Origin of the sequence: Streptomyces axinellae (assembly GCF_039532135.1) — a bacterium.
In the GTDB taxonomy this organism is placed as follows: domain Bacteria; phylum Actinomycetota; class Actinomycetes; order Streptomycetales; family Streptomycetaceae; genus Streptomyces; species Streptomyces axinellae.
Genome location: NZ_BAAARJ010000054.1, coordinates 1 through 3,455, shown reverse-complemented (window position 1 = coordinate 3,455; position 3,455 = coordinate 1). Strand labels below are relative to the sequence as shown.

At 72.4% G+C, this 3,455-nt stretch carries 1 protein-coding gene; it reads right to left on the bottom strand.

Translation table 11 applies throughout. From position 1 onward, the window contains the following. Nucleotides 1-3,455, bottom strand: a 3,455-nt coding sequence (locus ABD339_RS33335) for a type I polyketide synthase (RefSeq protein ID WP_344570921.1), incomplete at both ends; no start/stop codon positions are given.

The following is a 3,455-nucleotide window of genomic DNA, read 5'->3' as shown; positions in this document are numbered from 1 at the left end:
AGGGCTTCTCGGGGGCTCATGCCGAAGAAGTCGGGGTCGAAGTGGTGGGCGTTGTGGAGGAAGCCGCCGTGTTGGGTGTAGCTGGTTCCGGGGTGTTCGGGGTCGGGGTGGTAGAGGGTGTCCAGGTTCCAGCCGCGTTCTTGGGGGAAGCTGCTGATGCCTTCGCGTCCTTCGGAGACGAGTTGCCACAGGTCATCGGGTGAGGCGACTCCGCCGGGGTAGCGGCAGGCCATACCGACGATGGCGATGCGCTCGTCGGCGTTCCCGGTGCGGGCGGGAGATCCGGTGGTGGGCAGGGTCTTGGCGGCGTGCCCCGTTACTTGTTCGCGCAGGTGTCGGGCGAGGGCGGCGGGGGTGGGGTGGTCGAAGACGAGGGTGGCGGTCAGGCGCAGGCCGGTTGCGGTGTTGAGGCGGTTGCGCAGCTCCACCGCCGTCAAGGAATCGAAACCCAGCTCCTTGAACGGACGTTCGTCGTCGCCGCCCGACTGCGGGTGCCCCAGCACGGCCGACACATGACCGCGTACCAGATCCAGCAGGAGTTGCGACTGCTCGGCCTCGTCCAGCCCGGCCAGCCGCTCCGCCCAGGAGGACGGGGCAGCGGAGGCGGAGCCGGCCGCATCGTGCCCCACGACGCGCCGCAACGGGGTGCGTACCAGGCCGCGCAGTACGCAGGGCAGCGAGCCCGTTTCGGCCTGTGCGCGCAGCGAGGCGGCGCTGAGACGCGCGGCAACGACGACGGGAGGCGTCATCCCTTCCCCGGCGGCCGAGCCCTGCACGGCCGAGCGCTGCACGGCATCGAACAGCGCGAGTCCGCGCGTACTGCTGAGCGGGGCCACCCCGCCGCGCACCATGCGAGCGAGGTCGGTGCCGTCCAGGTGCGTGGTCATGCCGCTGCCTTCGGCCCACAGCCCCCAGGCGAGGGAGGTGGCGGGGAGCCCTTGGGCGCGGCGGTGCTGGGCGAGGGCGTCGAGGAACGCGTTGGCGGCGGCGTAGTTGGCCTGCCCTGCCCCGCCGAGCGTGCCGATCACCGACGAGTAGAGGACGAACGCGTCCAGTTCCGTCCCGGCGGTGAGTTCGTGGAGGTTCCAGGCGGCCTCCGCCTTGGGCCGCATCACCGCGTCGATCCGCTCGGGAGTCAGCGCGGTGAGCACACCGTCGTCCAGTGCGCCGGCGGTGTGGATGACTGCGGTGAGGGGGTGTTCGTGGGGGATTCGCGTGAGGAGGGTGGCGAGGGCTTGGCGGTCGGCGGTGTCGCAGGCGGCGACGGTGACTTCGGCGCCTGTTGCGGTGAGTTCGGCCGCGAGTTCCGTGGCGCCGGGTGCGTCGGGTCCGCGTCGGCTGGTGAGCAGGAGGTGGCGTACTCCGTGCTCGGCGACCAGGTGACGGGCGAGCAGTCCGCCCAGGGTGCCGGTACCACCCGTGATCAGCACCGTGCCGGTCTCGCGACGGGGCAGCAGCTCGCGTACGTCACCCTCCGTCCGCACGCCCCCGGCTTCAGGAGGTGACGGTACGAAGGGCGCGAGGCGCGGGGCATACACCGCGCCCTCGCGCAAGGCGAGCTGTGTCTCGTCGCGCGGGGCCTGCGCTACGGCCGGGAGCGCCACGTCGGACGCCTCGCTCCCGTCGGTGTCGATCAGCGTGAACCGCCCCGGATTCTCGCTCTGCGCGGTGCGGATCAGCCCCCACACCGCGGCGCCGACGAGATCGGGGCCTGCCGTGTTTCCGCTCGCCGGGTCGGAGTGAACGGCGCCATGCGCATCGTCGCCGTCGCCGTCGCCGACGCTGACGGCGCCGCGCGTGACGAGAACGAGGCGCGAGGCGGCCAGCGTTTCGTCGGCGAGCCATTGCTGTGCCAGCGCGAGCGCGGCGTGGACGGCGCTGCGGGCGGCCTCACCCATGGGCGCGCTCGGCGCGTCCGTGTCCACGGCGGGCGCGACCGAGGGGATCGGCGCGACGACCACCTTGGGTACCCCGGCTCCGGAGGCGAGCGCCTGCTGGAGCGCGGCCAGATCCGCGTACCCCACCGGGCCGCTCTCTGTGGCCGCCCAGGCCGGAGGGTTGAGCAGTGCCACGGAGGCGGGAGAGGGGGCGGCCGATCCGTCCGGAAGGCGCGACCAGTCGAGCTGGAAGAGCGCACCGTTCCCCGCGCTCCCACTCCCGGCCCCGGCCCCGCCCGCGGCGAGGCGCCCCGGCTCCCCGAGGCTGTCCAGGCGTACGGGCCGCAGCGCCAGTTGCGCAACGCTGACCAGCGGGTTTCCCGAACCATCGGCGACGGTCAGAGCGACCGTGCCGTCCGCGAGCGGCGACCACCGGACGTACGCGGCCGTCATCCCCGTCGCGCGCAGCGACACCCCGCTCCACGAGAACGGAAGGGAAATGCCGCCCTCCCCATCGGCCCCCAACGGGCCGCCCCCCAGCGCCAGCGCGTGCAGCGCGGAGTCGAGCAGGGCGGGATGCACCCCGAACTCCCGTGCTGCCGCGAGTTGTTCCTCGCCCAACCGCACTTCCGCGTAGACATCGGAACCGTGCTGCCACGCGGCTGTCAGCCCTTGGAAGGCCGGCCCGTAGGTGTAGCCCTCGTCGGCGAGCCGCTCATACAGGCCCTCGACCGGGATGCGCGTCGCCTCTGCCGGAGGCCAGGCCGCCCCCACCGCCGGGCCCGCCGCTTCGCCTTCCGCCGCTTCGGCGGATGTCACCCAGCCCTGCGCGTGCCGGGTCCAGGAAGCCTCGTCGAACTCGTCCTCGACGTACTCCGCCCGCGCGTGCACGCTCACGGGACGGCGCCCGGACCCGTCGTCCGCGCCCACCCTGACCTGAACCGCGACGCCGCCGCTCGCGGGCAGCGGCAACGCGGCCTCCAGCGTCAGATCCTCCACGTGTCCGCAGCCCGCCTGATCCGCGGCCCGCAGGACGAGTTCGAGGAACGCGGTACCCGGCAAAACGGCCACTCCGCCGACCGCGTGGTCGTTCAGCCACGGGTGCTCCCGCACGGACAACCGCCCCGTGAGCACCACTCCATCGCCCTCCGCCAGTTCGACCGTGGCGCCGAGCAACGGATGCTGCGCCGCCGCGAGCCCGGCCCTCCGGAGATCGGCACGGGGGGCGGCAGTGAGCCAGTACGACTGACGTTGGAAGGGGTAGGTGGGGAGGTGGGGTGTGTGGGTGTGGGTGTGGGTGTGGTGGTTGGGGGTTGGGGTGGTGGTCCAGGTGGTGGGGGTGTGTCCGTGGGTGTGGGCTTGGGTGAGGGTGGTGAGGAGTTGGGTGGGGGTGGCGTTGTGGCGTCGGAGGGTGCCGAGGACGGTGGCGTGGGGGTTGGTGTCTTGGGTGGGGGTGGTGAGGACGGGGTGGGGGCTGGTTTCGATGTAGGTGTGGTGGCCTTCGTTGTTGAGGTGTTGGAGGGTTTGTTGGTAGAGGACGGGGTGGCGGAGGTTGTTGTACCAGTAGTCGGGGGTGAG